This window comes from Mesorhizobium sp. WSM4828, from assembly GCF_055811175.1.
Genome location: NZ_JBVVQK010000005.1, coordinates 175,346 through 201,863, shown reverse-complemented (window position 1 = coordinate 201,863; position 26,518 = coordinate 175,346). Strand labels below are relative to the sequence as shown.

The following is a 26,518-nucleotide window of genomic DNA, read 5'->3' as shown; positions in this document are numbered from 1 at the left end:
CGCTAGTGAGCAGGGGTCAGAGGGACCGGTTCTCGATCGTTCGCATCACATGATCGACGTCTTCTGTCACGGCAATTAAATGAGGGTGTTCGCCAGCCCCAGTTGTGATGATCGTCGTGTAGTCATTTGCTTCGTATTTGTAGACCGCTATCACCTGATCGCTGTTTATGTGGACTAAGTGACCGTCGGTCGAAGTAGCGCGAAACCACATAAAGATACTCTCCCCTTGCTTGCTGAGAGAGATCAGTAACCAGACGTGGCACATGGTGGCAAGCCGCAGGGAGATTTAATCAGAGGAACGTAGGACTCCCTCCTGCTCGGCAGCAGCCTCGAAGGCCTCTCGGACATCCTGTGGGGTCACCCGGTCCTCAAAGGCGTCGACGCAGGCTTGGACCGCCCTCTTCCACTCAGGCCCCCTTTTTTTCCACTTCATGAGTTCCTCGGCGGCCCCCCTCCACATTGTTGCAAGCGTAAGTCATCCCGGGTCGGTCGGTCCTTACGTTCACGGGAGGGTTGAACCAATGGCTTGCCATGAGGATCAACTTAGAGCGGCTAAAGGGCTTCGTCTTCCCCAAATCGCTTCAACGAAGGACGCCGGGTAACGGTCCGTTAGGCATGTTTGAGGCCGTGATGGGACTGTCTCCAAACGTTCATCGACCGTCTTCGAAGCGCTCGGTAGGCGGGGAGGTATGCATCATCTTCCAGTAGGTGTCGCCCTCGCCATTTCGCTTGCATTCGGTTTAGTCGTGACGGCGATTGCCGCGAAGGATCAGTCGGAAGGCTGCGGCACGCGATGCTCATCCGTCCTGGGCGATGTTCCCATGAGGGGCACGCGCCACGACGTGGGAGGTGGGACCGAACATCGGGCGCACCGAGCCCTAAACAGAGGGCCGTAGCATCCCCTCCTCCTTAGCAGCCTGGAAGCCATACGTGCCTCTTCTGGTGACGCTCGGCCCGCCAATGCCTCCGAGCTGAGCTGCACAGCCTTCTTCCACTTGGGTCCCTTCTTGGTCAGATGGATTTCTGAGCCGTCGGGAAATGCCAGTGGATCCTATTTGTCATTGTCCGCTACTGACAGCCCAAGGGCATCGGCAACTTCGACTATGGCGTCCCTAATCTCTTGGTCTGTCGCGACCAAATGAGGTGCCGCCTCCCGAACCCGGCGTAGCGCGCCAGAAATCGATACGGTGCCCTCTCGGTCAGCCCTGGTGAGGACGGCATTAATTACCTCCTCCAATACTGGATCGATCCTTGCAACGCCCATCCAACCCCCCGGTTGTAAGGGTTCGATGATACTACCGTAGTCTTAAGGATCAATTCGATGTACGGAAGCGTACCGAAGGCTCGTCAGCTAGCTCCTGCTCTCGTTGATCAAGCGCCTCCAGCAACACGGCAAAGTGCGCCGGCATTTGCTGATCGACTTGCAGTCCCATAGTGCTGCGCAAGATCTGGCGGTAGCCTTCTGAACCAATCAACAGTCGGAAGGCTGTCCCTGCTCTTCGCGGTGCCGGCATAAGGTAAACCCACGCTTTGTGCGAAAGTACTCATTCAAGGCGAAACTCGCTCATGGCCGGAAGGGTTCCCAAGGAAAAAACAACTCTTGCTAGAAGTTCTGAGCGGAGTTGGTCACAGCCACCGTCCCGACTGGACGGCGCAGCACCCCTCCTCCTCTCGCTAGCGATCACAGCCATGCAAAGGCGCACCAGGAGGTCCAGAGACAAGTCCCGCTCCGGCGAGCGGGTGGGCAGCCGGAGCGGGTCGTGAGACGGGCGACCCAACGGAGAAGGTCACCCAAGTTAACCATAAACGTTTATAGGGCACCTTCAACATTCGCCCAGAAAAACGCACAACCTGTTGCGGCTATCGCGCGCAATGCGGTCAACCTGAAAGTTCGGCTGGGCTGAACGTCGACCCGATCTCGCACTCCAAGGCAATACGGGCCTTCCCTAGTGAGACCAACAGCCACTTCAAGACGGCTTCGTCCGTTTCGGCAGGTTCACTGAAGCGCCGGTCGCGTTCAACGATCCTGTCCTGTATCGACACAAGGACTTCGTACCGAGCGACAACGCTCGTCAGGATTTCCTGATGATGGGAGATCATGGGCTTTGCGCGCTACAATCGGGCATAAAGTCGAAGGCGTTCATAAAGAACTGCTTCCTCGAACTCGCCGTCCGAGAAGAGTTCCATTGCGCTTACGCTCAGGCGCTCCGCCTGCTCGCTTCCAACTGGAATACCTTCCTCGGTGCACACGCGATCAAAGACCTGCTTCAAGAGAACCAGGTCGCCAGGATAGGCAATGCCACTCATGGAGCTGCTGCTACTGGTCATAGGCTGTTCCTCCCATTGGCTTGCGCAGCACAGCTACTCCGACCGTCAAAACACACGAACAGGCCCATGGCAGTTGCTGCCTCGACAATCGCCTCGGTTAGTTCGTCGTCAGACGCCAGCAAATAAGGCGCAGACTCCCGAACTTCGTCTAGTGCCGCTTTGATCGAGACAGTGTCGCGGCGGTCCGCCCTATTGATAAGAGCGAAGATTACTTGCTCTAGAACTGGACTGACCCTTTGCACGGTGCCCATCCAACCCCCCCCGAGGGTACCCCGATAGGGATGATACTCTTGCCGTGACCCGCAGCAATGGTGCGTAAGAATCGTACAAAATTGGTCCGGGGTGCTTGGCGGGTTGCCATGAGGATGAACTTAGAGCTGGAAGGGCTGGCTGCCGACTCAGCATAGCGCCACAACGCATTTCGGGAACAAATGCAGGCCCTCGTCGGTTGAAGACTCGCAGCGGTCGATTCTTCGTGGATGCAGCCGCTGTTGGGTCCGTCGGCTTTCTCACGAGTGGCGGGCCCGCCACATTAAGGGGGGACTAACTTCCCCTCCTCCTTAGCGGCAGCCAGGAATGCCTTGCGGGCCTCCTCAGGTTCCATCTGGTCGGAAATCACGGCGATGCAAACGCGCACCGCGAGGTCCCATTGAAGGCCATGGTTGGCCCACTTCAGGAGTTCCTCAGCGGCTGCTTCGGCGTTGCTGACCTCGCGCGTCGAACCGCTACCCTCGGTCCTGACGGGGACCGGCGGGGAGAACCAATGGAGCGCCATTGAGTCACTCTTCGTCGGCCCGATCAAGTTCCTCAAGCAAAGACTTATGTTGGGTCGGCAGCCGCCGCTCTACTGGAAGATTCAGCAGATTGCGAAGGTAATTTCGGATTACCTCAGACGTGATCCAACGCCGAACAACTTCTCGGGGAATGTTTGGTAGAAATTTCTGAGCGGGTGATCGGATAACTGGCTCGCGCGACGACCCCCCGTGCCCCCTTCGTTTCTGTGCCGGCAGCAGTGGGCGTCGCAAGCCTCCGGGTGCGCGCTGGCCGGCTGTCAACTGCACAACAGGCGTGGTATAGAACCTCGGTGGCGGAGGCTACGGAACGCCATGGCTATCCGGGAAGAACTGCAAGACCTCTACGATCGATACGCGGCGGCCTACACCGCAGGGGACGCTAGTACTTGCGCGGCAGTGTTTGCACCGAACGGAGAACTGTTCTCGCCCTATGCCCCTCCGGCGCGCGGCCGCGAAGCCGTAGAGGCGCTGCACGAAGTCTGGACCCGTGACCCCGTGGGTAGCAAACAGCTCATCGTCGTCGATGCTGGCGCTGCGGGGGATGTTGCATGGTGTCTGGCCACGTATTCCGAAGGCTTGCCAACTGGCAATGGCACATCGCTCAACGTCTTTGAACGCCAGCCCGACGGAAGATGGCTGATCCGCGTCTGCAGCCTGAACAGCAGCGACCCTGCCCACTAAAGCGCCACCCATTTCCCGAAAGCGGAATGGATGTGCGTCTTCATGGTAACGGCGTCACTGCTTAGGGTTGGTTGCGGTAGGATGGGGTATGCGGATCAAGCTTCTACTTTAGCTCCTGCTTTATGACTTCTTTCTTCGCTGCCATCGATCGGCTTATCTCCGCCATCATGCCCACCGCGACACCGATCAGAACGCACAACAGACCCATGTCGATGGCGTGGCCTGTGGAGCTGGAACCTAGGTATCTCGGGGCCATAGTTTGATCAGTCGTGGCAATGGTGACGGCAAGCACCGCCCGAAAGCCGCCAAAGATAACTAACAGCCACGCAATGACTCGCCCCAACTTTGTGAAAAACATAAACCCCTCCGTTTCCTAGCCATCGTAGCTACTGTGTACTGGCGACAACCGCAACTGGGCGGTTCGACAGGGTATGCCCCAGCGGTACCAGCCAAACTGGCCCCGAAAGATAATTGTTGACCACCTATAGTGAACTGTCTAATGGAAACCATTCTAACTGAACTGGAAGGGGTTCCGGACATGTCATTTATCAGAGCCTATCTCCGCGCATCGACCAAGGAACAGGACGCGGGACGGGCAAGGCAAGACCTTGAACGATTTGCGAAAGAGCGCGGGCTGGCGGTGGCAGCTTGGTATGAGGAGAACGAGAGCGGAGCGACCTTGAAACGCCCCGAGTTGGATCGACTCATACGCGATTGTCATCCTCAAGACGTTCTGTTGGTGGAGCAAGTCGATCGTCTCTCCCGATTGAACGAGGCCGATTGGGAGAAGCTGAGAGCCGAATTGAAAGCGAAACAGGTGCGCGTCGTCGCACTAGACCTTCCGACGTCCTGGCAGGTTGTCAGCGGTGCAGGTGACGAGTTCTCCCGGCGCATGGCCGAGGCGATCAATGGCATGATGCTGGACATGCTCGCCGCCATCGCCCGTAAGGACTACACCGACCGCAAGAGGAGGCAGGCTCAGGGCATCGAGAAGGCCAAGGCTGAAGGTCGGCTGAAGGGCCGGCAGGAGAACACTAAGCGGAACGCCGCCATCGTGGCCATGTTGAAGACCAACGCAAGCTGGAACCAGATTGTCGACGTAATGGGCTGCTCTCGGGCGACCGTAGCGAAGTTGGCAAAACGGAACAGGGCAGCCTAGCGACGGGCCCTGCCGCGACACCTTGCCTCCTTATCGCCGTTCATGTGCCCGCGTATGCGGGGTGGCTATTTTGAAAATCAGAAGCTTTGCGGATGGACCAGACTACACCGACAGCGATTCAACTCGATGAGGAAGAGGAAGAGCGCGACAGTCCCTTCAACGCCTATCGGTTCGCCGCATCGGAGACCGCCAAGGGGATTGTCCGAGAAGCGATAGGGCTGCTCCTGAACTGCGAGGCCCACTTGGGGCTCAGGACGAACAAGCGTCGCGACCGAGATCAGCAAACGTTCGACCTCACCGTTGATGCCATCCTATCCGACCTCATGCACCATCATCTCGCCGAGCATGCAGGCGACATCTATGTAAGGCGGTCTAACCGAGTTCTAGGCACAAAGAGCCGCTATCGGCCACGCGCGTACAGCAAGATGTTCCCATACATTCTCGATCTCATGGCGAGGCCAGAGATGGCCTATGTCGAACAGCAGATTGCCTCTCCCGTGGAAGGCGCTGCCAGAGCGACGGTCATCCGGCCTGGTTCCCGGCTTCTTGATAGAATCGCTGAGCATGGGGTCGGAATCGATGACCTCGACGAACATCCGCACGGCGAGACTATTGTCTTGAAGCGCGTCAAAGATCGCGAGGACTACTGGGACGAGGGCGGATTGGAGGAGTACGACGATACGCCAGGCACGGAGCGACACCGGACTGAACTTGACGAGATCAACCGTTGGATTGCTGATGCCGATCTGCGGTTCGACGACGAAGGCCTCCCATGGCCAAGGACTCAGTTCAGCATCCGTGACCGGAGGCTTCGGCGCGTCTTCACTCAGTCCCGTTTCGACAGCGGTGGCCGGTTGTTCGGTGGCTTTTGGCAGACCCTCCGCAAGCAGGAGCGTCGACAGGGGCTATGGATCAGCGGCGAGCGAGCCGTGGAACTCGATTATGGCCAGGTCGGACCACGCATCCTCTACGGCATGGCAGGCCACAAGCCACCGTTCGAGGACCTCTATGACATTTGGCGCTACGGGATTAATCGACCGGGAATCAAGAAGGTCATGAATGCGATGATCTTCGCATCAGATACGTTGAATCGCTTCCCGAAGGGGACGCGCAAACTGTTCTCGCGGAGCTACAAGGTCGGTGAAGTTGTTGAGGCAATCGAGGCGAAGCACCCGCTGATCAGGAACTATTTCCATCGCGGTCTCGGGCACGATGCCCAGTTCATCGAAAGCCAGATGATGATCGAAGTGCTGCTGACACTCAAAGACAGAGGCATCGTGGCATTGCCGATCCATGACGCTGTGCTGGTCCCGGTCTCTGCTAGCTCCCTTACGAAGGAAGTCATGCTCGACACCTTTCATCGGCATGCCCATGTGGAAGGCACTGTAACAGAGGAAGCCTTCAGGGAATGACTCTAGGAGGGGATGTTCTCTTGATCTCTCTCTCCCTGATCTCCTCCAGGTCAAGCCTTTCCCTCCCCTTCGGATAAACCCACAGCTCACCATAGAGGGACTCGAGATTGACGACGAACTGGACTAAGAAGCTCGAACGCAAGAACGAGGTCAAGCATCGTGCCTCAGAGCCGAGCAGCATGTTCTCGCGTTGCCGTGTCGTGGGATGTGGCAAGCCCGCCCGTGCTGGCACAGCCGATGGGTTGGACACCCGCTTCTGTCGCCAACACTCGGAACACTACTCTCGCCACGGCAGTCCTTACCGGCGCTCCTTCACCGCCAAGCGACTCGCGGCATACCGCAAGGCAGCCGCCGAATGGCTGCAGGCGAACGCCGAGGACAAATGGGTGCGCAATACCATGGAGCGCGTGGAGACGCTCTACCGGGCCGCTGGGCCGCATGTGGAGGCCTTCAGGCTTCGTGGGCTGTCACCGGAGGAACGTGCGAAGGCTGCCTGGGCGAGACTACGCAAGGCGAACATCGATCCCGGCCGCGTTGTGGCTGCCTGGGTGGCGGTGGAGATGGCGATTGCGGCCGACCCTCAGGCGGACCGCAAGCCGGAATACAAGCGCGTCCAGGCGGCTAAGCTCATTCACAAAATGGCATCCGGAACGCACAAGCGATGGGAAACGGGACCCGGCGGAGTGCGGGAGCTTCATGTCTATCCGCGTTCACGTGGACGGGTCTTGCGACACATCGGCAAGGAGATCGAAGAGGCAACCGAGTTGCTCGTCGAGCATGCCACCTTACCCACGCTGGCGGTTGCGAATGGCGAACTGGAGATCACAAATTGCCGTAGCTGATAGCCGTCGCCCCGGCCGGCAGCACTCCGCAATTCCGTTCCAGGCGGCTGGGCAGCAATCTTGCCGTGGCGGCCCGCGCTTCTCTATTTGCCCGTCAATAGGTCACCGTGACGACCACTGTATCGGTATAGACGCCGTTGGACGGAGTGGTCTGCGGTGGCACGCGGCCATAAACGGTCAGGGCCTGCGGCGCGCCCGTTCCGGTTCCAGCCACTGTGCTGCCGGCCGTCGACGCGTCGCCCCAGGGCTGAGTTCGCTGGGTGTCTTTGTAGAGTCCGTAAGTTACCGTTTCGGCGCCCTTCGACATCTTGCGCGCCGCCGGGGGTGAACCGGTGGTACCGCCGTTCAAGGAAAGAGTGTAGGCCGTCGCCGGGGTGCAGGTTATCGAGACCTGACCGGTGGCATCAACATTGGCGTTGAGAACTCCCGTCGACCCGAAATCGATGTTGCCGGTCGATACGAGGCAATTCGCCGCGACCGTTGCATTTACGGTGAAGGTCGCAGCCGGCGCTAGGGTGGTGCTGTTAGCCGTACTGCAGTTGTTAGCATTGGTGACGCGGTAGCGATACTCGGCATTCGCGCCGGAAAAAGTCGAGAGATACGTCCCGGGTGGAACCGTGCCCTGGCCACCAAATACCGTGCCATAGATGGTGGCGGTACCGCTGGCCGAGCCCAAAACTCCCAGCGTCAACCGCAAGACTGGCGGGCGCGACGCATAGGCCCACGCATAGGATCCCCAAACTAGGCTGCGCGCCGAGTCCGAATACAGCTGATAATTGAGACTGTTGGCTCCGCTCAGCATCTGCCGCGCCGTTTCAGTGGAGGCGCCGCCACTGCCGGCTGCAAGATGTGCACAAAGCAGGACTTGTTGGGTAACAAGCCCGCCGCTGCAATTCATGGTTAGCGTTGCGGTCGTGTTTGTTTGGCTACTCGACAGCGTATCGACCGAGCTAAAGTTCATGTTCGAGACACCAAAACTGCAGCTTAAGGCGAAAGCGTGGGACGAGAATAGGGCAGCGCCCAACAGCACGGCAAAACGGAGCATCTTGTTTCCTATTGTCAGCTTGCCCATTCTCACCGGCAGGTCACGTCCTTGATTGCGACTTGCTGGCCGGGGGTGGGCTGGTAGGCAAACTCGGCCCTGCACGAACTCCCATCCGAACGATCCACTTCGAGCGCGTTTTTGGCACCCAGGCCTTGGATGTAGGCTTGGCCATCGTAGCCGATGACGAAGTCTTCCGAGCCACCTTCGATACGACCCTTCAGGCCAGCCTCAAGCGGTAGCCCGCTGCTGTCGACCAAGGTGACGAGCGCCGCCTCGGGTGCTTCTGAAACCCCGAAATTCACCACGACGCCGCTGCGATCGGCCGGCATCACGACTTCCTTGGTGGCCGGAATGTCCGCATCGACCGGCAGGTTCTTGGGATTTATCGAAACAGTGTTCGGCTCATAGGAGTTGAGGCCTGTGATCAGAATACGGCCGCGACTGTTCGTCTTGCCGACTGGCCGATTCTGGAATTGCACATCGACATCGGGCGCACCGACCTCAACGACCGCGAAGGCATCATCGATACGATTGGCCGCGAAGATGCCGCCGCCTGCCATCGCAATCGCGCCATCCATTTGCGCGGTGGCTCTGAACTCCTTGTCGTATTGCTGAACATCGGCCTCGAAGCGAGCGAACGGAGCCCTGTAGCTGACGGCAGCCGAGCGGCTGGTTGTTTCTCCTTCCGACGTCCGCGCTCGCCAACCGATACTGCCCTCCTCCAGACGCTCGGATTTGGCTACGTCGGCAACTACATTGAGGCCATCTGGCCCGCTCTCTACGCCAGTCGAGGCCGTGAGGTCGTCCCCGAACGGGATGGAAATCCCGGCAAACACCCCGAAGCTGTCGCGGTCTTCGAGATCGGCAAAAGCCGTGGCGTAGAAGCTGCTCCGTTTGAATAATTGCTGGCTATAGGAAAGGCCGACAATCTGGCTCTTCTCGCCTTCGGCGCTTTCGAGATGGGTGTAGGAGAAGTTGAGGCTTGAAAACTCAAGGGGCGCCGGAACGCTCAAAGTTACCTGATCAATGGATCGCGGGACGTTGCCGCTAAAGATCGGCAAATCGCCAGGCTTAGGAAACGAAGGTTCTGCAGTCACCGAGGCGACATCGTGGTAGTCACCGAACGCACGCTGGATGCGACCATAGATCGACCATCCCTCATAGGTCGTCTCCAGCGATGCGTTCACAATCGCCCCCGTGCGCCCACCATTATGGCTGCCGGCGACCGCCACCGAGGCAGCGCCGTAGTGTCCGAGCGGAAAGGCCGCACCCACGCCGCCGTTGACCAAATCCTCGCCGCCCTCCGCATGGCCCTCGAGTGTAAGCCAGTTGGTGAGACCGTAGCGGGCGCTGGCGACGCCAAACACGCGCTGGTCATAATCGGCAGATTCGATGCCGAAATTGCGCCGGGGAAATCCGACTTCTGCCGAGAAATCGAGCAGACCCTGTCCCAGCATCGAGGAGGACGTGTAGAACGGCAGCATGGCGCTGGTTTCGCGACCAAGACTGTCTCGCAACACAACCTGCGCTTCGCCGGCACCTGCAAATACCGGCAGATTGGTAATCTGGAACGGGCCGGCGGGAACCGCGCCGCTGTAGGTGCGGACGTTCTGGGTGTAGACTTCAAGCGTCGACGGGACGGCTGCGCTCCCGCCGAACGACGGCAGCGGCAGCGTGACCAGATCGGACCGAAGCCGGAAATTGCGTTGGGCCTGAACGCCGCCGAGGTAGACGGGCCGCGTCCATGACAGACCGCCGGAAATGAAGTCGCCGGCCCGATAGGTCATCAGGCGTTCTGGGTCCGAGTAGCTCCACGTCGTGTTGAGCCGTACAAGCCCTCCGAACTCGCCGTCCGAATAGCCGGCGGTGAATGACTGGCCGAGAGTGCCGAGGGGGCTGAAAACGCGCGCGTCGAAGCCGCCGGAAACGCCTTGGAACAGGTCCAGATCATCTTCGAACCAGCTGTTGGAGCTCGCAAATAGCGAATAGTTCAGCACAGCACCGTAGCTGGACTGCGGTTTCAGGCGATCTTCCTTGTCGCTGCCGCGAATGTCGACGACGTGCGCGGATCGACCATCGTTGGTGGTCGTGACGTAAAGGCGCTGGGTTGCTTCGTCGATGCGAAAGGCGACGTCCGGCAGTTGATCGAGCCTGACCAGACCGTCGGCATCGATCGCGCTATCCACGGGCTTCAGACCAAGTTGGGTGAGTTCGTCCGGTGTTGTCGTCAGGCTGCCGTCGGGAAATTCCGTGAACGTTCCGATCAGCTCCGTCGAAACGTCGTTGATGAACACCTCAAGATACAAATCGCGGCATTCCGCTCGGGGAGAAGCGGACTCCGTAATCTGCGGTTCGGATTGTAAGTCCTGTGCGTTCGCCGCCAGGAGAGGGAGGGTGATGCCCGCAACGACGACCGCAGCCCTAGCGCCCTTTGATCGCAACTGGGGCATCGAACGGTCCAAGATCGCTTTGCCCTTTGAGCGTAACAGGGCTTGCGGCCAGCGACTTGGCGTTGCCGAGCGGCCATTGCATTGTAGCGCCACCCAAAACATAGCCGACCAGCCCGCTGCGGGCTCCGAGCTTCTTGCTGCCTTGGACCAGATTGAGATTAGAGAGTCTCAGGCGGCTCTCACCATTGTTGCGCGCTGTCAGGACGAGCCTGCCTCCTGCCCGCGATAGGCTGAACGACACGTCGGAGGGTTTCGCATCGGGATTACGAAAGAAGACAGGTACGGAATAGCGAAGCACCAAGGCTACGGTTCCGGCTTTTTTCCGCGACGGATCAGGCAATTCGTCCACAAGAAGGCGATAGCTTTCTTCGGTGCCAACCGGTGCCTTGCTGATACGAACGACGCGAACCACGTAGTCTGCATTTGGTCCGATCTTAGTCGATGGCGGGCTGGCGACGACATCCGAGGTCGGCTCCAGTTGCTCCACTCCGCCTTCCTGTCGCCACCTGAACACGCGAATCTGTACGTTTATCGGCCGCTTGGCGTCGTTGTGCAGGTTCAATACCGCCGCGCTGTCGGGCGCGATCAATTCCAGGCTGGTCGGGGCGACCCTCAGTGAGGCTGCCTCAACGAGACTTGCGCTCAGCATGAAGATCGCAGCGGCACTGATGCGTGTCAGCAGGCGTCGCATACCTTTCCCTCGCGTTTGGGAGGAGGTCAATATTCTATTGTGATCGCGACGGTGTCAGTGTAGTCGCCTGCTGCCGGCGTCGACTGCACGGGCACCCGCCCATAGACCGTCAAGTCTTGCAAACTGCCTGTACCGGTTCCCGGGACCGTGTCCGTATTAATAGTCGTGCCCCACACCGAGGTCCGCCCGGAATCACTGTAGAGGGTGTAGTTTACTGTCGCCGCCGCTGGCGAGGTCATTTTGCGAACCGCGACTGTCGCTCCGCTGCCATTGCCTTTGCCTAGACCGACGTTGTAAGTCTGGCCGGCGGTGCATTGCACGCCAATAGTGCTGGTCTGCTCGAGAGCGGTATCGATGACGCCATGCGAACCAAAATTCAGGTCTCCGGCAGTCTGCACCTTGCATTCGGTGGTGATTGTCAGGCGAACCGTCATGCTGCCGTTCGCGGTGACGGCGAAGGCAGAATCGGTCATCAGGGCTGCGGTCGAAAGAAAGGCAAGGACGGCTGCCAGCTTGGCGCGCATGCGAGTACTCCATTGTCTTCCGGCTACTCGCCCGTCGCGAGAACCATCAACAAAGCCTCTGCCATGCCTCCCCTTAAGATTCAACTAATGGTGAGGCCAAGCTCATCCGCGCGCCCCTCTGCAAATTTCGGCTGAGGGGACGTCCCAAGAGGTCGAGAGGTGCATTTCGCGGCCTGATTTGGTCCTGTAATGTCGATCGCTCCCCCAACCTCGTCATTTTGCGTGCCGATTTGGTGAAAGTTCGGCAGATTTGGTGAAAGTTCGGCACCCGCGGCTTTGCACACTGATTGCAAATTTCTGTGGACAACATGGCAGGTGGTGATGAGACGGGACAAGATCCACCTGATGAACACGAAATAGGCCAGTCTCAAGCTGCCAAGTGGATTGCGGATGCCGCCTGGTCAGTGCTGACTCGACAGCGGCTCAGCGCGGGGGCTCGGGCGCAATGAAGCCCGCCACCTTGCGAGTGACGGGCTCCCGGGCCGCGAAGCCAGGAGAGTGCTGTCTGAGCCTCACGGCCCGATCCGACACTCCCAAACAGTCTCCTTAGCGTCGCGCAATGAGCATGCAAAGCTGACGCAGATCGCTGTCATACGTGCCTTCGCTGCTGAGTACGTCGGCACAGCGCTTCTTCATTCGGATCAATTGGCTGCTCGACAGCTGGGCCACCACCGTGGGCACGCTGGGTGTGCCAGGCCTTCCAGGTGTCCCCGGTGTTCCGGGAGTGCCAGGGGTGCCGGGAACGGTCCCGCCACCAACGCCGACACCTACGCCGACACCGCCCGTACCGCCGACGTTGACACCTGCCCCAGCTGTGACGCCGCCGGTCCCGCCGATGTTTGCGCCTGCGCCAGCGGTAACACCACTCCTGCCGCCAATGTTAGCGCCTGCGCCGGCAGTGACGCCACTCGTGCCACCTATGTTTGCGCCAGCACCAGCGGTAATACCACTTCTGCCGCCGATGTTCGCACCGACTCCGGCCGTAATGCCCCTGCTGCCGCCTATGTTAGCGCCGGCACCGGCATTCACGCCGCTGCGGCCACCGATCGAGGCGCCGGCTCCCGCATTGATGCCGCCACTGCCGCCTATCGAGGCACCGAGACCGGCCTTGATGCCGCCTGGGCCGCCTATCGAGGCACCAGTACCGACGCCAACGCCGGCCGCGCTGGCGGGAAAAGACAGAGATAAAATAAGCGCACCACCGGCTAAAGCTGTGGCGAAATTCTTGACGACATTTGCCATGACACTCTCCTTTGGTTCTTACCTCAGCGCAGCAGTTTCAGTGACTGCTACTTTAGCGATAACGAACTCAGAGAGTTTTTAGTTTACGAACACCGAGCTATGTTCGCCATCGTAACTTACGGGGAGCAAACTATTCTGAATCAATTTTAAAGAAATTGAAAGGCAAGGCAGGCGTGCAGCCTCCCTAATCTCACCCGCGTCCATAGCGCTCGCCGTTCCCTCCGTGCATGAGCATTGCGAGCCTGTGGCTCCATGAGTCGACAGGGCGACCGCGCCACTACCCTCAGTGCGGACAATCGACAGCCACTTTCGCTGAAGAAGAGTTGATGTGCTCAGTCTTTGGCGACCTTTCTCCAGCGAAGTGCCTCGATCTCCGGAGTGGCACGCACAGGCCTCTGACTGCTGCGACGATCCGCAGAGGCTTGACCTATAGATACACCGATGCTACCCCTCGAGATACACCAAGGTGGTAGATGCTTTGTGGAAGCGATCGCACCAAGCGATTGGATTTAAAGATTTTTCTGGCTTTTTCGTACCCGGTTCGATTTGTCAAATTTGTCCGGCCCGGGGAGCCAGCGCCTTTTCCACGCCGGGGCGCTATATTACGGGCCTGCGTGCTTTTTTCCTACGCCTTGATCGCGTTAGTCCTGCTTCCAGAGTGGCAGAGCGTCGAGGACCGACGAATCCACGCGTAGAATATCGGCCTCGCCCGCACATGCCTATTCCTCGCAAGCCGCAATCTCAAGATCGGCGGCAGCCGTGCGGAAATTACCGACGATCGGCGGCTTCGCCGATCATCGGCTTCGCTCCGCGAAGCTGACCCTGCCAAGACCGCTCTGGTCGTGATCAATGCGCCACACCGTCGGATGCGTGCAGGAGTCTCCAGGTCAAGCCGACGCGGCCGTCGAACTGGGATGCGAAATGTTCGGCGGCGACGCATTCCAGGCCATCATCGACAAGAGCCTCGATGCTTCGTCGCATCAGGGCGTGCTGCATCTCGCGGGCGTGGACCAGGTCTGTCTCTGTCATGATTTCCATGACGTGGTAGGCGACAACGGGCTGGCCGAGGCAAGACATGAGCGTGCTCGCTTCTGACGTCACAGCTGTAACTGCGTCTTCGATCTTCATTCAGGCGCTCCTCATCAAACATGATGCTGGCGCCTCCCCATGAGACGACGGTGTTCCGTCGTTTCTTTTTACAATTTCGACTGTCGCGCACGAGTGAAGGGACAATGCGCAAACAGGAGAACTACCCTTTTTGTTCCAGTCTGCTTGAGCAGCCTCGCTACCCAAATCAGTATGCCGCAAAATTGAATTAAAGGCGACCGGATAGTTAATCGATGGTTAATGGCGGCGCTCGCATCCCAGGCGTTCGCGCATGAAACATTGGGCAGGTCCGCCTTGCGCCATATGTCGGCTATAGAGGCGCAACTCGGTACACGAGGGCGACTATATCTCTACGGAAACAACTTGAAGAAACGCTTCGCTACCCATAGCATGCTACCCCCTGGTGAAAATCTGATCAGGAGGTCAGTGGGATCGGTCGGGTTTTTAAGCCAGTGCAAAGTAGGGAGGATAATTATGGCTTCCGAAGTACAGGCAAACAATGGCGTTAACGTCGAGGCGCTGCTCGGCGCACGCGAAGCGCTTACCAACGCCCCAGAGGCCGCGCAGTTCAAGTGGCGCGCGGCCTGCGAATGGAAGGATGGCACCCACAGCCACTCGACGGTCGAGAGCTTCTACGGTCTCGGCCAGGACCAGCATCGCAAGACCACCTTCGCATTCGATGCCGACCATCCGGAGGTCTTCGCATCCCTGGATCAGGGCGCCACGCCTGTCGAATACGTGCTGGTCGGGCTGGCGAGCTGCCTGACAGCCGGCATCGCCGCTGTTGCCCAGAACCGGAACATTCAGTTGAAGTCGGTGAAGGCGACCATTGAAGGCGACATGGATATCGCGGGCATACTCGGCATCGACAGCGACGTCCGCAACGGCTTCAGTGGTATCACGGTGAAGTACAACATCGACGCCGACGCCAAGCGCGAGGACATCGAGGCTCTCGTCGCTCAGTCGCAGAAGCGGTCGGCTGTCTATGACATTGTTACCAATCCGACGAACGTCACGGTCGTGGTGAATTGAAAGGCGCTTCGAGCCGTAGACTCTCCTGATGAGAGGGCGCGATTAGTTCCGTCACCACAGTGATCGTCGGCGCAGGGCACGCGGGGCTCGCGATGAGCCGCTGCCTCGCGGAGCGCTCTATCGACCATGTGCTGCTGGAGCGCGGCGAGATCGCTCATACGTGGCGCACCGAGCGATGGGATTCGCTGCGGCTGCTCACCCCGAACTGGCAGAGCCGGCTGCCGGGCTTCCGCTACGATGGCGACGACCCCGACGGCTACCGGACGATGCCTGAAGTGATCGACTTCCTCGGGAACTATGCCAGGGCGATCTCGGCTCCAGTCAGAACACATACGACCGTTACCTCGGTTCGCAGCGACGGTGCGGGATATCTCGTGCGCACGGACCGCGGCGAGTGGCGCTGCCGAACTGTCGTGCTGGCGTCGGGCGCGTGCAACATCGCACGCCTGCCCGATTTGGCCGTCCGCGTGCCGCCGTCGGTCGCCATGCTGACTGCACAGTCCTACCGCAATCCGGCTCAGGTCGCCGACGGCGGCGTGATGGTGGTGGGCGCCTCGTCGAGCGGCACCCAGATCGCAAAGGAGCTGCAACGTTCGGGGCGTCAAGTGACCCTGTCGGTGGGCGAGCATATCCGGGCGCCCCGCGTCTATCGCGGCAAGGACCTGGAATGGTGGATGGACGCCGCAGGCGTGCTCGACGAGCGTTACGACGAGGTAGACGACATCAGACGGGCGCGACGGGTTCCTTCGCTTCAGCTTGCCGGCACACCCGACCGCACGACTCTCGACCTCAATGCGTTGGTCGACCTCGGTGTCAGGCTCATCGGCCGCCTCGCCGGTATCACCGAAGACGGCAAGGCCCAGTTTGCGGGGTCGTTGCGCAACATGTGCGCGCTTTCCGATCTCAAGATGGCCCGACTGCTCGACCTCATCGACGAGTGGGCGCGCGCCAACGGCCTTGACGCTACGGTCGGGCCGCCGGATCGCCTGCCGCCGACCCGTGTCGAGGACAACCCGCCGCTCGGCCTCGACCTTACCGGAGGCGCGATCAGGACGATCATCTGGGCCACCGGCTACCGGCCGGACTACTCCTGGCTGGAGTTGCCGGTCCTCGATCGCAAAGGCCACGTCCGTCACGACGGCGGCGTTGCAGAACATCCGGGAATGTACCTGATGGGAATGCAGTTTCTGCGCCGCCGCAAGTCTGCTCTGATCGACGGCGCCGGCGATGACGCGCGTGATCTCAGCGACCATCTGGCATCGTACCTCAGGCAAAATTCAATCACCGTCTAGAGCATGATCCCGAAAAGTGGAATCCGGTTTTCGGAAAAGATCATGCTCAAACAAAGACATAGAGCCCCATCCCGATTCAATCGGGATGGAACAGGCTCTAAGGCCAAGGGAACAGGTCGGCTACCGCTACAACGCCGAATTCCGTGACCCTGCAATCATATTCCCAAGTGCAACTTCGGCTTCCAGAAGGGGCGGAACAACTCAATCTTGGGACAGCGGTTCATCACAACTTTCAAGCCCGCTTCCTCCGCCAACAGGGCGGCGGTGTCATCGCGGACCCCAATCTGACTCCACAGAACCCTGGCACCAATTGCGATGGCTTCCTGTGCAACTTCCAACAGGTCTTCGGAGCGGCGAAAAACCTCAACCATATCCACAGGCCGGTCGATGGCCGCCAGTGACGGGTACACCTTGAGCCCTCGAATTTCATCCAGACCGGGAGTGGGATTGACCGGGATCATGTCATAGCCGGTTTCGTGCAGAACCCTGAGAACACCATAGGAAAACTTGGTCTTGTCGGGGCTGGCCCCCACCATCGCGATGGTTTTGACCGACTTGAGAATGTCTTGCAGATAAGCCTCCGAATAGGGCTCATCGTGATTCATATGGGTCATTTCTTTGCTTCCAACGGGGTCGCAATATCGGCTTTCAATTCATGTGCGGCCAAGGGATCCAAGAAGGGGTTGCGATAGAGCTTGTCGTGGCTTTCAACGCCGACCTCCAGCGTGCAGTCGCTCATAGGGCGGGCAACGCAGAGGATTATATAGCCATTGTTGATCTGGCGGTTGTTCAGCGCCCGCTGGGCCTTTTGACTGACTTTGCCGCTGATTATCTTGGCCGCGCAGGTTATGCAGCCGCCATACTTGCACCCGTAGGGCAGGTCCACGCCCTGCTCGCGCAAGCTTTGCAAGAGGGGCTTGCGGTGATCGACGTCAAAGGCCGCACCGCCTTGGTTAGCGAGGGTGATGGTGAAGCTGGTCATACCCAGATGTCACTCGTGCAATCACCGCCGGGATAACGGGTTTCGTGGCAGCGGCTTGGTCCATTAGGTTCCTTGCCAAAATCGACGACAAATCGCGGATCAATTTCCATGCCGCCGTTTTCCGTATCGCAATTGACCATCAGCATGCATCCGCCATTGGTGCGGATTTCCGGATAGAACTGATTGTCCCAGGTCGAGAAGAGCGAGGTCGTCACATAAAGGCGCTTGCCGTCGAGGCTGAGCTGTATCATCTGAGGCCCGCCAGTCACTTTCACGCCATTGACCTCAGGCGCACGGCCGAGAAGTCCGCCCATCCACACTTGTCCGGTGAGCTTGGCGTTGTGCGGGTCCGAGATGTCATATTGGCGGATGTCGCCATGCAACCAGTTGCAGAGATAGAGGTATCTATCGTCCATACTGAGCAGAATGACCGAGATCACGCCCGGTATCGGGATCGGCCATTCGGGATGCGGCTCATTGCCAACATCGACAATTTTTTCCCATTGCCAGTCACCCGCCGCATCCTTCCACCAATGGATGATGTTTGCAGAAAGGGCCGCGCCAACAAAGCCGTGACTGCTGTCTGGATTGTGATGGAATCGCACTTCGAGTGGGAGCAAGCCATCCTCACCGAGATAGAATGTTTGCTTTGGCTTCTTCTTCTCAAAATCCCAGAAATGGATCTCTCGGCCATATTTCAGATGGCCAACCTCCTCCAGGTCAAAACCAGGCATGAAGGTATTGGGCGCCGCCCACTCCGAGCTGACCATCACGTTATGTCGCGGCTGGTACCAGAAATCATAACCAAACTTGATGCTGCCCATGGAGTTTTCCCAACGGCCGACAATCTCGAACTCCTTGTTGAGTTGCAAATAGCCGCCTGGGGCATTGCCTTGAGCGTCGCCAAGCATGGAAACGACGATGTCCGAGCCGAGGCAATGCACTGTGTGCGGCGCCGACAAGTTGGTCCTGGTTTTGATTTCAGCGCCGTCTATGACCTTGAACAGTGTCGGATTGCGGGGATCGGTTGCGCAATCGACAATATGCAGATTGGTCGAGCGCACACCCGGCACAATCAGATACTTGCGCTCCATGCTCGCATCGCCATGGCAAGACGAACAGGCATTCCAGCCCATGTGATGAAGCTCATCGCCAATACCCGGCATTTGCAAACGTGAAATCACTTGGCTGTAGGTCGAACTCTCCGGGTCGACATCAATGGTACACAAATAGTCCGGCTTCTGAATGCCCGTGCCAGTGTAGATGGCAATCGTATAGAGCAGCTTTTCGCGAGGTGCCCTCATCGCCTCTGCTGGAGAAGCATAGCCCGGTCCACAGCAATGATTGGTCATGGGTACTTCCCCAATTTGAACAGATCACTGGCCAGCCCCAACGGGGTCAAGCTGGAATGTTAGTGCATGCTTGGCATTAGCGCTATGGCCGGGGTGGCTGGTCAAGCGCGCGCACTGTGACGTACAACTGGGCGACAGAGCGTCCACGGGACCGTCCAACGCGAGCTGCTTATCCCGACGGAACATTGGTGGGCGATAGAAGGCACGAGAGCGGCCGTAACCCGCGCCCAATCGACGCCCTCCGCGAACGCCAGTGCGCGATGGCGGCCAGCTGGTCTGAGCGTTATCTCTTCACGCACTGCCCGGAGCCGCCGGGATCGCAGACTTCTCCTACACCGCAATCGAAATCGCGTGTGCAGGCGGGCGGCGACAAGGGCGGGGCGAGGACGATATAAGGCGTATGGACCTTGTCGCCGGGCGGCACGAAAGCCGGCGCTCGCTCGCCTGCGTCACCGAGCGTGCGGATATAGAGATAGAGCGACTTCTTGTCCTCATCGCTCATCGCCCGTACATTATACCCTGGCATCGGTGGATAGGTCCCAAGGCCTCGAAGATATGAAACGAAGCCGTCGGCTGTGAGGTCGACCGCCGTCAGCCGTAGGTTTGCCGCATAGCTGGTACCCCACGGTCCCTGAAAGCCGAGTGCATTTCCCTTGAGAGCCTTGGCCGGATCGATCTTGCCGCCACTTTCGCTATATCCTTCGGTGTGGCAATCGTGGCAGCCGCCGATGATGGAGATGTAGAGTCCTCGCTCGACCGAAGGTTCCCCTGCCGCCGGCGCGGCATTGAGAGCAAGCGCGGCAATGCACATCAACCAATATGCACGCATCGCATTCCCCTTCCTTGGTGCCGAACGGCGTCTGCAAGGGACCTATGCCCAGCTTTGTCGCGCTTTGTCATGTCGGCCGAGCTTCCCCGCCTGTCGCGCAACTCGGAGATCAGGGAATGGTTGCAGTAGGGATCAGGAATGTTTGGGAACTGGGCTCGGGTACTGGCACATTCGGCCCTAATCAGACGAGCGTAGCACCAATCCCTCTTCCTTGGCAGCCGCCAAGAATGACTTGCGGCACTCCCCGGCGCGTCGCCAAATCCTGGGCCAGGATCAAGACCTGCCTGTCGGACCAGCTCGAGCCTGAGGATGGTAAGCTGTGGGTCTACGATATCGATGGAATCGCAACCCCTGCCTTTAGCGACTTCGGCATCGAGGCCCTTCGCGAAATTATTCGAGACCAGGCGACAGCTAGTTGTCCCTTCAAATCCGGCACGCCGCGGTCCCTACCGGATGCTTACGGTCTTGACGTTGACCGGAGGGGAGAACCAATGGGTCGCCATGACACCTACTACTCAGGAGAGAGATACATTTTGGCCTCCTTAGCGGCAGCCTCAAAGGCCTTTCGTATCAGATGAGGGTCAATCGGATCGCCCTCCAAAGCTGACAGGCAGAGGGTCACCGCCTTGTGCCAGCGAGGTCCTCTCCGGGTCCACGTCTTTAGCTGCTCAAGGGCTGCCCTCGCATTGTTGCAGCTATGCCTATCACCGGACGCAGTCCTTACGAACACAGGAGGAACGAACCAATGGGTTGCCATCAGGGGAATCTAGAGCGGGACGAGCCTGCCGACCAACCCAGTTGTAGTCCGCAATAATGGAACAACGCAGGCGCTCTGTAGTTTAGAAATCGCAGCGGTCGATTCTTCGTGGATGCAGCCGCCTGCCGTCGCCACGAGCGGCGGGCCTCCACCTTATGGAGGGACTAACGTCCCCTGCTCCTTAGCGGCAGCCAGGAATGCCTTGCGGGCCTCCTCGGGTTCCATCTGGTCGGAAATCACGGCGATGCAAACGCGCACCGCGAGGTCCCACTGAAGGCCATGGTTGGTCCACTTCAGGAGTTCCTCGGCGGCTGCTTCAGCGTTGCTAACCTTCCGCGTCGAACCGCTACCCTCGGTCCTGACAGGGACCGGCGGGGAGAACCAATGGAGCGCCATGCAGTCACTCTTTGTCGGCCCGATCAAGTTCCTGCAGCAAATGCTTTTGCTCGGCCGGCAGCTCCCGTTCTACAGGCAGATTTAGCAGGTTGCGAAGGTAATTGCGGATTACCTCTGAAGTGATCCACCGCCGCACAACTTCGGCAATAACCTTCCGTTTGGCTGCGTCAATTTCGACCACGTTCGGGCCTACATGCTTGATAGGACCGAACCCCACCGCGAGCGGATTTGTTCCTTAGAAGGGGCCGGGAATGTTCGGTAGAAAAATCCGAGCCGGTGATCGGATAACTGGCTCGCGCGAAGACCCCCCGTACCCCCTCCGTTTCCCTTACGGCGCCGGTGGGCACAGCCTTGCTATGTACCCTTGGCAGCGTCTTCGATCAGTTCGGCTATTAAGGTGCGGACCCGTAGGTCGGACCTATCCCCTATGTTTCCCACATCTTTGGTCACCATCCCCGGCGAAGTACGGACACCGCCCCGCTCACCTTAACGTTGACCATAAAGGTTCTTCTAAGCGCCTTCTCCAATTCCCGCTTCCTGTAGATCTGGAAACGAATCGACGGGGTTAAAGCTTTGACCTGCCGGCGTGGCGCGGCGTCTATGTCGACAGCCACCTCGCCTGCCACGTCAGCCTTGGCCGCCTCCAGCGATGCAATCACGACGTCGTTTAGCCAAGCCTTTGCTTGCTCGCTGAAGTCCGCCATGGGGGCATCTCGCTTCCCCATCTCCGCGCCGCCGACGGGCTCCTCCTGCTGACGGCGAGCTTCCTTCCCGCGCTCAAGGGCTTCTTTAAACTTTGCCATCCCTGTTGCTCCGATTTGTCATCAGGCCACCCCCGTCAGATCGGCTATGGCGCCCTCCCATTCACTAGAACGCGCGTAGTCGGGGTACGTTGCGTTGGGGAGCCTTTGGGTTCCCCGCTATTCAGCGTTTACGTTAGACAAGGCTTCGGCTACCACCTTGTCAGGCACAACGCCAAAGCCGTGAAGCAGTACGTCATCTACACCCGCGTTTCGACCGACGAGCATGGCAAGCGCGGTCTCGGGTTAGAGGCAGAACCCGCCGCGGAGCGCTCGGACTGCAATGCTGGCCGGGGAACGAGCGACATCGTCGGGAACAAGTCCCGTTTCATAAATCAGCACAACAGGTCGGCCGGGGCTAACTAGCTGACACTTGGTTGATCCCGGCATCAACCCAGGAACGTGTCTGTTCCAGCACCTCATCGGAAAACGCTGGGTCGTCAATCGCCCGGGCGAGGATCACTGCCCCCACCATCGCCGCAAAGCTTCCGATCGCCGCGCGGCGCCTGTCTGCCGCATCCAGCTCCGGGAGCGCCTTGCCAATACGGTCGATCTGCGATCGAAGACCTTCGGTCATGGCCGAGCGCGCTGCCGGGGTCTGATGGCGGATCGCCGCGGCAAGGCCCGCCGTCGGGCAACCACCGGCGCAGTTGTCGCGATGCCGGGGTGAAAGATAGTCATTCACATAAGCGCGAAAATCGCCGCCTCCGCCTGAGTCCGCGGCGAGGACATGGGCAAGGGTCTGCGCGATCAGGTCGTCCTTCGAGTTGAAGTGACCATAGAAACCGCCATGGGTCAGCCCGGCGGCCTTCATCACCTCCGCCACGCTGACCGCATCGAATCCCTTGTCGCGAAACAGCCGGCTGGCCGCGTCCAGGATCCGGCGACGATTCTCCGCCATCTGCTCTCGACTGACCTTCATTTCAAAATTCTCCGCTGGCCCCGTTGACATTTACATGATGGTCATCATATTTATCTGCAATCATGATGACCGTCATGAATATAAGTTCCTACAGAGAAAAGAGCAATCCCATGACCGCCATTCCGTCAGTCCTCATCACCGGCGCCTCCACCGGCATCGGAGCTTCCTATGCCGATCGCTTTGCGCGCCGCGGCCACGACCTCGTGCTGGTTGCCCGCGACACGGCACGAATGGCGGCGCTGTCGGCGCGCCTGCGTCAGGAGACTGGCGTGGCGATCGACATCGTCCAGGCTGATCTCACGCAGCCCACCGATCTTGCAACGGTGGAGACGAGGCTGCGCGACGATGCCCGCATCGGGATCCTCGTCAACAATGCCGGAACGGCCATCGGCGGAAGCTTCATCGAGCAGAGCACGGATGACGTTACACGGCTAGTAGCGCTCAACACGACCGCACTTCTGCGGCTTGCCAGTGCCATCGCCCCGCGGCTTGCGGCGGCAGGCGAAGGCGCGATCGTCAACATCGGCTCCGTGGTCGGCCTGGCGCCGGAGTTCGGCATGACGGTCTACGGCGCAACCAAGGCCTTCGTGCTGTTTCTGTCGCAGGGACTCAGCCTCGAGCTCGCGCCGAAGGGTGTCTACGTCCAGGCCGTGCTTCCCGCCACGACGCGAACGGAGATCTGGGAACACGTCGGCGCCGACGTCAATACGCTGTCCAACGTGATGGAGGTGGACGATCTGGTTGACGCGGCACTGGTCGGCTTCGACCGCCGCGAACCGGTGACCATCCCGCCGCTTCCCGATGCCGGGCAGTGGGACGCGCTTCAGGCCGCGCGCCAGGCCATGCTTCCAAACTATCGGAACGAACATCCCGCCGAGCGGTACCGCAAGGTCGCCTGAGCACCAACGAAGCCATTTCGATAACGACCCCGCCGCAGCGGGGACAAACAAAGGTGACCTATGACGAGCAAAACGCTGTTTGAGCCCTATACTCTCGGCTCGCTAACCCTCTCCAATCGTATTGTGATGGCGCCCCTGACGCGCAATCGCGCTGGCCCGGGCTTCGTTCCAGGCGATCTCGCCGCGGAGTATTACGGCCAGCGCGCGTCGGCCGGCCTGCTGATTTCCGAGGCCACGCAGATCTCGCAGCAGGGACAAGGTTACCAGGACACGCCAGGCATCTACTCCCAGGCTCAGATCGACGGCTGGCGCAAGGTCACGACCGCCGTGCACGCCAAGGGCGGGCGGATCTTCCTGCAGCTCTGGCATGTCGGCCGCGTCTCGCACGTCGACCTACAGGAGAACGGGGCGGCGCCGGTTGCGCCGTCGGCGATCCGGGCCCAGACCAAGACGTTCGTCAACAATGGCTTCGTCGACGTCTCGGAGCCCCGCGCGCTGGAGTTCGAAGAGGTTTCTGGGATCGTGAACGACTTCCGGCAAGCGGCAGCTAACGCCATTGAGGCCGGTTTCGATGGCGTCGAGATTCACGGTGCCAACGGCTACCTGCTGGACCAGTTCGCCAAAGACAGCGCCAATGTCCGCACCGATGCTTATGGCGGCTCGGTCGAGAACCGCGCCCGTCTGATGCTGGAAGTTGCGACGGCGGTGGTCGAGGAGATCGGCGCCGCGCGCACCGGAATCCGGATCTCGCCCGTATCGCCCGCCAATGGCGTTTCGAGCAGTGATGCTCAGGCACAGTTCAACTATATCGTCGATCAAATCGATGCCTTGGGCATCGTCTACATTCATGTCGTCGAGGGCGCCACGGCCGGGCCGCGCGATGTCGTACCGTTCGACTTCGGATCGCTCCGCCGGCGCTTCAACAACACCTATATCGCCAACAACGGCTATGATCTCGACCTCGCGACGTCGCGGCTGGCCGAGGACAAGGCCGACCTGTTCGCCTTCGGCCGCCCCTTCATCGCCAATCCCGACCTTGTGGAGAGGCTTGAGACCCGCGCACCGCTGGCGGCCGTCGACCCGGCTACGATCTATGGCGGGGGCGCCGCGGGCTATACGGATTATCCCGCCATCGCAGCCGCGAGCGGCCGCTGATCCCTTCGGCGCCGCACTTTGGTGCGGCCCCGACCCTTATGTGCTGTCTGCGATAGTGGCTCTCCAACTCGGGCGTTGGCAAGTACGGCATCTGCTTCAACGTACCCCCGATGAACTTCCATGATCGGCACCTATTGAGGTTGCGGGTGAACGGAGAGGATCACAGGCTTTACGATCTCGATCCCCGCGTCACCCTGCTCGACCTGTGACGCGAGCGGCTTGATCTGATCGGAACGAAAAAGGGCTGCAATTTCAGCACGTGCGGCGCCTGGAATGTGCATCTCGACGGCATGATGTTTGCAGTGTCCGCCGAGGGAGTTGCGGATGTTGTCGGTTTCGGAATTTGCATAGTAGCTACGTCGGAAGGCGGGCCGCCTCCTATTAGGCGGCCCCCAGGTTGATAGTCATGGTGATGGTCAGAGCCGGCCGTCCGCGATCAACTCGCGGGTGCGCTTCAGCGTGGAGAGAAGAGCGGCCTTGTAGCCCATGCTGCTGTCGAACTGCGCCTGCTCGGCCTGCTCCTCCGGCCCGTTCGGCTCCTTGCCGCGCAGGCCGAGATAACAGTAGAACTTGAGCTGAAGTTCGCCCGCCTCGTCCTCGAACAGCTCGTTGATGATCGCGCCTTCGCGCGGACCGGTCGCCTGGAAGAAGGTGACCTTGCTTTCCGGCTCGAGCGTGACGATCTCGCGCAGATCAGCACCGGCGATCGTAGCTTCGCGCACGAAGTGGGTCGCGCTCTCCTCCACGACGTCGCAACGGGTGCAGAGCCCTGCGGGCAGGAACAGGCGGGCATCGCGCGCCTTGAGTTCCAGGCCCTGCCATATCTGCGCACGGGTCAGCCTGGTCTCGTCTCCGGGATTTACCGGAACGGTAGCGGTCGAGTAGATCATGATGTGTCTCCTGGACAAAAGGTCGGTGATCGGGCTCAGCCGGCAATTGCGGTCGCATAGTCGCGATAGGAGCGCAACGGCCGGCCCAGCAGCGCGGTCAGCCGATCGACATCGCCGGCATCGGGGACCATGCCGTCCGTGAGGAAGCGCTCCGCCATCAGGCGCATGTCGAGCGCCATCCAGCTCGGCATGAACTGCCGCAGGTTCTGCTCGAACCCGGCGGTGTCGTCGCCCGGATACGCGATCTTGCGTCCCAGGACGTCCGTCCAGATGGCCGCGACATCCGCGCCGGTCAGCGTGTCGGGGCCGACCAGGTTGATGCGGTCGAACGGCAGCGGCGCGGCGGCCTGCTCGCGGCGGATGAGTTCGATCGCAGCGATCTCGCCGATGTCCCGCGCGTCGATCATGGCGACGCCCTTGGCTCCGATCGGCATCGGATAGATGCCGTAGCCGGTCACCACGTCCTTGATCGTGATGTCGTTGTTCATGAAATACGCGGGCCGCAGGATAGTGGCGTTGAGCCCCATCTGCTCGATCATCCGCTCGACGCCGAACTTGCCCGCAAAATGCGGCACGTTGACATAGAGGTCGCTGTGGATCACCGACAGGTAGACGATCCGCTCGATGCCGGCCTCGCGGGCAGCGGCCAGCGCTACCAGCGCCTGGGTAAATTCGTCGGCCACCACCGCGTTCAGCAGGAAAAGGGTGGAGACGCCCGAGAAGGCCTTGCGCAGGGAATCGACGTCGAGCAGGTCGCCCTGCACGACATCTACGTCAGTGGGGAAATTGGCCTTCGAGGGATCGCGAACCAAAGCGCGCACATTGGCGCCACGCTTCACAAGCTGTTCAACTACGTTGCGGCCGACATTGCCGGTCGCGCCGGTAACGAGAATGGTCATGGGATTACTCCTGAGTTGAGCCGGATGGCATCCCAGAA

Annotated in this window: 29 protein-coding genes; 8 read left to right on the top strand and 21 right to left on the bottom strand. The window is 59.9% G+C overall.

The features are described from left to right. Positions 1-286: 286 nt before the first annotated feature. The 3 genes from AC0L2X_RS08665 to AC0L2X_RS08655 form a co-directional block, all read right to left on the bottom strand. Positions 287-433 carry a DUF982 domain-containing protein gene (locus tag AC0L2X_RS08665; RefSeq protein ID WP_473599578.1) on the bottom strand — a complete coding sequence of 49 codons (147 nt, stop codon included), beginning with the start codon at positions 431-433 and terminating at the stop codon, positions 287-289. Between the two features lie 1,679 nt (positions 434-2,112). After that, entirely contained in the window at positions 2,113-2,328 is a 216-nt protein-coding gene (locus AC0L2X_RS08660) for a hypothetical protein (RefSeq protein WP_473599577.1), read from the bottom strand. 532 nt (positions 2,329-2,860) lie between these two features. Further along, positions 2,861-3,103, bottom strand: coding sequence for a DUF982 domain-containing protein (locus AC0L2X_RS08655; protein WP_473599576.1), 243 nt, complete (start codon positions 3,101-3,103; stop codon positions 2,861-2,863). A gap of 331 nt (positions 3,104-3,434) precedes the next feature. Between AC0L2X_RS08655 and AC0L2X_RS08650 the strand changes: the two genes are divergently transcribed. Then, complete coding sequence (locus tag AC0L2X_RS08650; protein ID WP_473599575.1) at positions 3,435-3,803, top strand: YybH family protein; 369 nt, start codon at positions 3,435-3,437, stop codon at positions 3,801-3,803. Positions 3,804-3,906: 103 nt separating this feature from the next. On the opposite strand, the gene AC0L2X_RS08645 is transcribed toward AC0L2X_RS08650, so the two are convergent. Beyond that, a complete protein-coding gene (locus AC0L2X_RS08645) occupies positions 3,907-4,161 on the bottom strand; it encodes a hypothetical protein (RefSeq protein ID WP_473599574.1) in 255 nt (84 codons plus the stop codon). Positions 4,162-4,302: 141 nt separating this feature from the next. On the opposite strand from AC0L2X_RS08645, the gene AC0L2X_RS08640 reads away from it, so the two are divergent. The 3 genes from AC0L2X_RS08640 to AC0L2X_RS08630 all read left to right on the top strand — a co-directional run bounded on the left by AC0L2X_RS08640 (position 4,303) and on the right by AC0L2X_RS08630 (position 7,216). Then, positions 4,303-4,962: a recombinase family protein gene (locus tag AC0L2X_RS08640; protein WP_473599573.1), complete on the top strand. Its 660-nt coding sequence runs from the start codon at positions 4,303-4,305 to the stop codon at positions 4,960-4,962. Between the two features lie 92 nt (positions 4,963-5,054). Next, entirely contained in the window at positions 5,055-6,374 is a 1,320-nt protein-coding gene (locus tag AC0L2X_RS08635; protein ID WP_473599572.1) for a hypothetical protein, read from the top strand. 107 nt (positions 6,375-6,481) lie between these two features. Next, positions 6,482-7,216 (top strand): hypothetical protein, encoded by a 735-nt coding sequence (locus tag AC0L2X_RS08630; protein ID WP_473599571.1) that lies wholly within the window; start codon positions 6,482-6,484, stop codon positions 7,214-7,216. 94 nt (positions 7,217-7,310) lie between these two features. Here the strand turns inward: AC0L2X_RS08630 and AC0L2X_RS08625 are convergent, their stop codons facing one another. The 6 genes from AC0L2X_RS08625 to AC0L2X_RS08600 all read right to left on the bottom strand — a co-directional run bounded on the left by AC0L2X_RS08625 (position 7,311) and on the right by AC0L2X_RS08600 (position 14,296). After that, the gene (locus tag AC0L2X_RS08625) at positions 7,311-8,261 is read right to left on the bottom strand and encodes a Csu type fimbrial protein (protein WP_473599570.1); all 951 of its coding nucleotides are present in this window, start codon (positions 8,259-8,261) and stop codon (positions 7,311-7,313) included. Between the two features lie 29 nt (positions 8,262-8,290). Continuing rightward, the gene (locus tag AC0L2X_RS08620) at positions 8,291-10,711 is read right to left on the bottom strand and encodes a fimbria/pilus outer membrane usher protein (RefSeq protein WP_473599586.1); all 2,421 of its coding nucleotides are present in this window, start codon (positions 10,709-10,711) and stop codon (positions 8,291-8,293) included. Next, complete coding sequence (locus AC0L2X_RS08615; protein WP_473599569.1) at positions 10,683-11,402, bottom strand: fimbrial biogenesis chaperone; 720 nt, start codon at positions 11,400-11,402, stop codon at positions 10,683-10,685. The genes AC0L2X_RS08620 and AC0L2X_RS08615 overlap by 29 nt, the downstream gene beginning before the upstream one ends. Before the next feature lie 26 nt (positions 11,403-11,428). Then, on the bottom strand, positions 11,429-11,875 hold the full coding sequence (locus AC0L2X_RS08610) for a Csu type fimbrial protein (RefSeq protein WP_473599585.1): 447 nt from the start codon (positions 11,873-11,875) through the stop codon (positions 11,429-11,431). 597 nt (positions 11,876-12,472) lie between these two features. After that, positions 12,473-13,168, bottom strand: a complete 696-nt coding sequence (locus AC0L2X_RS08605; protein WP_473599568.1) for a hypothetical protein — start codon at positions 13,166-13,168, stop codon at positions 12,473-12,475. Between the two features lie 846 nt (positions 13,169-14,014). Further along, positions 14,015-14,296: a hypothetical protein gene (locus AC0L2X_RS08600; protein ID WP_473556546.1), complete on the bottom strand. Its 282-nt coding sequence runs from the start codon at positions 14,294-14,296 to the stop codon at positions 14,015-14,017. A gap of 453 nt (positions 14,297-14,749) precedes the next feature. On the opposite strand from AC0L2X_RS08600, the gene AC0L2X_RS08595 reads away from it, so the two are divergent. Continuing rightward, a complete protein-coding gene (locus AC0L2X_RS08595; RefSeq protein ID WP_292664767.1) occupies positions 14,750-15,307 on the top strand; it encodes an OsmC family protein in 558 nt (185 codons plus the stop codon). A gap of 59 nt (positions 15,308-15,366) precedes the next feature. After that, a complete protein-coding gene (locus AC0L2X_RS08590) occupies positions 15,367-16,599 on the top strand; it encodes an NAD(P)-binding domain-containing protein (RefSeq protein ID WP_352490611.1) in 1,233 nt (410 codons plus the stop codon). Positions 16,600-16,754: 155 nt separating this feature from the next. On the opposite strand, the gene AC0L2X_RS08585 is transcribed toward AC0L2X_RS08590, so the two are convergent. The 9 genes from AC0L2X_RS08585 to AC0L2X_RS08545 form a co-directional block, all read right to left on the bottom strand. After that, a complete protein-coding gene (locus tag AC0L2X_RS08585) occupies positions 16,755-17,204 on the bottom strand; it encodes a CoA-binding protein (protein ID WP_352490755.1) in 450 nt (149 codons plus the stop codon). A gap of 5 nt (positions 17,205-17,209) precedes the next feature. Then, positions 17,210-17,581, bottom strand: a complete 372-nt coding sequence (locus tag AC0L2X_RS08580) for a 2Fe-2S iron-sulfur cluster-binding protein (RefSeq protein WP_292406710.1) — start codon at positions 17,579-17,581, stop codon at positions 17,210-17,212. Further along, positions 17,578-18,933, bottom strand: coding sequence for a selenium-binding family protein (locus AC0L2X_RS08575; RefSeq protein ID WP_473556551.1), 1,356 nt, complete (start codon positions 18,931-18,933; stop codon positions 17,578-17,580). The genes AC0L2X_RS08580 and AC0L2X_RS08575 overlap by 4 nt, the downstream gene beginning before the upstream one ends. A 283-nt stretch (positions 18,934-19,216) precedes the next feature. Next, the gene (locus tag AC0L2X_RS08570) at positions 19,217-19,762 is read right to left on the bottom strand and encodes a hypothetical protein (RefSeq protein ID WP_473556554.1); all 546 of its coding nucleotides are present in this window, start codon (positions 19,760-19,762) and stop codon (positions 19,217-19,219) included. A 511-nt stretch (positions 19,763-20,273) separates the two neighbouring features. Beyond that, a complete protein-coding gene (locus AC0L2X_RS08565) occupies positions 20,274-20,519 on the bottom strand; it encodes a DUF982 domain-containing protein (protein WP_473556555.1) in 246 nt (81 codons plus the stop codon). A 153-nt stretch (positions 20,520-20,672) separates the two neighbouring features. Then, complete coding sequence (locus tag AC0L2X_RS08560; RefSeq protein ID WP_352468750.1) at positions 20,673-20,915, bottom strand: DUF982 domain-containing protein; 243 nt, start codon at positions 20,913-20,915, stop codon at positions 20,673-20,675. Positions 20,916-20,919: 4 nt separating this feature from the next. Next, positions 20,920-21,096 carry a hypothetical protein gene (locus AC0L2X_RS08555; RefSeq protein WP_352490623.1) on the bottom strand — a complete coding sequence of 59 codons (177 nt, stop codon included), beginning with the start codon at positions 21,094-21,096 and terminating at the stop codon, positions 20,920-20,922. A gap of 265 nt (positions 21,097-21,361) precedes the next feature. After that, positions 21,362-21,718 (bottom strand): hypothetical protein, encoded by a 357-nt coding sequence (locus AC0L2X_RS08550; RefSeq protein WP_473556558.1) that lies wholly within the window; start codon positions 21,716-21,718, stop codon positions 21,362-21,364. Between the two features lie 355 nt (positions 21,719-22,073). After that, positions 22,074-22,637, bottom strand: a complete 564-nt coding sequence (locus tag AC0L2X_RS08545; protein WP_473556560.1) for a TetR/AcrR family transcriptional regulator — start codon at positions 22,635-22,637, stop codon at positions 22,074-22,076. Between the two features lie 110 nt (positions 22,638-22,747). On the opposite strand from AC0L2X_RS08545, the gene AC0L2X_RS08540 reads away from it, so the two are divergent. Both AC0L2X_RS08540 and AC0L2X_RS08535 read left to right on the top strand, forming a co-directional pair. Next, positions 22,748-23,536 (top strand): SDR family NAD(P)-dependent oxidoreductase, encoded by a 789-nt coding sequence (locus AC0L2X_RS08540; RefSeq protein ID WP_473556561.1) that lies wholly within the window; start codon positions 22,748-22,750, stop codon positions 23,534-23,536. A 60-nt stretch (positions 23,537-23,596) separates the two neighbouring features. Continuing rightward, positions 23,597-24,691, top strand: a complete 1,095-nt coding sequence (locus AC0L2X_RS08535) for an alkene reductase (RefSeq protein WP_473556564.1) — start codon at positions 23,597-23,599, stop codon at positions 24,689-24,691. Positions 24,692-25,107: 416 nt separating this feature from the next. Here the strand turns inward: AC0L2X_RS08535 and AC0L2X_RS08530 are convergent, their stop codons facing one another. Beyond that, positions 25,108-25,581, bottom strand: a complete 474-nt coding sequence (locus tag AC0L2X_RS08530) for an SRPBCC family protein (protein WP_473556566.1) — start codon at positions 25,579-25,581, stop codon at positions 25,108-25,110. Between the two features lie 35 nt (positions 25,582-25,616). Then, positions 25,617-26,480, bottom strand: a complete 864-nt coding sequence (locus AC0L2X_RS08525) for an SDR family oxidoreductase (protein ID WP_473556569.1) — start codon at positions 26,478-26,480, stop codon at positions 25,617-25,619. Between the last annotated feature and the right edge of the window lie 38 nt (positions 26,481-26,518).